Genomic DNA, 1,218 nt, shown 5'->3' on the forward strand with positions numbered 1-1,218 from the left:
CTCGGCCTCGGCCTGGCGGACGTGGCGGCCAGCCCGCTGCCGGGGCCGAGCGGCAACGTGGAGTTCTTCGTATGGTTACGCCGGGACGCGCCCGCCGCGGACCCGGAGCGGGTCCGCGCGGTGGTGGCGGCCGGCCCCCAGGGATTCCCGACGGAGCCCACGAACGAGGAGGTGCCCGGGTGAGCCGGACCGCTCTGCTGGTGACGCACACCGGCCGTCGACGCAGCACCGAGCACGCCCGGGCGGTGGCGGCGGACCTCATCGCGGCCGGCTTCGAGGTGCGGGTGGTGGCCGAGGAGGCCGACGACCTGGACCTGCCGGGCGTGGTGCCGGTGACCGGGCCGGAGGCTGCCGAGGGCGCCGAGATCGTCTTCGCGCTGGGCGGCGACGGCACCTTCCTGCGCGCGGCCGAGCTGGCCCGCCCGGCGAAGGCCCCGCTGCTCGGCATCAACCTCGGCAAGGTCGGTTTCCTCGCCGAGGCCGAGATCGACGATCTGGACAGCGCCGTCCGCGACGTGGTCGGGCGCAACTACACGGTGGACGAACGGCTCACCCTGGACGTGACCGCCGAGTTCGACGGCGGCCCGACCATCGAGTCGTGGGCGCTCAACGAGATCAGCGTGGAGAAGGGCGAGCGGGCCCAGATGCTGGAGCTGCTCGTCGACGTCGACGGCCGGCCGCTGTCCCGCTACGGCTGCGACGGGGTGGTCTGCGCGACCCCGACCGGCTCCACCGCGTACGCGTTCTCCGGTGGCGGCCCGGTGGTCTGGCCCGAGGTGGAGGCGCTGCTGCTGGTGCCGATCAGCGCGCACGCGCTGTTCAGCCGCCCGCTGGTGACCGCGCCGACGTCCACCTTCGCGATCACCGTCGACCCGTTCACCACCCTCGCCGTGCTCTGCTGCGACGGGCGCCGGGTCTACGACCTCCCGCCCGGCGCCCGGGTCACCGTTCGCCGGGGCGCGCTGCCGGTGCGCATCGTCCGGCTCAAGGACCGCCCGTTCACCGACCGGCTGGTGGCCAAGTTCGACCTGCCCGTGCAGGGCTGGCGGGGCAACCGCCGCTGACCTGCCGCGCGGCCGCCCGCCCGGGCCGCACGGCGTGGTCACCGCACGGCCGACCCGGCGCCACCGGATCGGCGTACCCGATCGGCGGTTCGGCCGGGTTACGGTAGGGGTCTCCCTCGACGGCGGCGCGCGAGCGCCGGGTCCCGGCCACGAC

General features: G+C 75.5%; 1 protein-coding gene and 1 pseudogene. Both read left to right on the forward strand.

The genetic code is table 11. The annotated features are described in order from the left end of the window. Positions 1-183: pseudogene (locus ACWEVO_RS36755) on the forward strand (16S/23S rRNA (cytidine-2'-O)-methyltransferase); the annotation flags it as partial. Next, on the forward strand, positions 180-1,064 hold the full coding sequence (locus ACWEVO_RS36760) for an NAD kinase (protein WP_123241550.1): 885 nt from the start codon (positions 180-182) through the stop codon (positions 1,062-1,064). The pseudogene ACWEVO_RS36755 and the gene ACWEVO_RS36760, both read left to right, overlap by 4 nt. The last annotated feature ends 154 nt before the right edge of the window (positions 1,065-1,218 follow it).

The sequence above is a fragment of the Micromonospora sp. NPDC003776 genome (assembly GCF_053605645.1).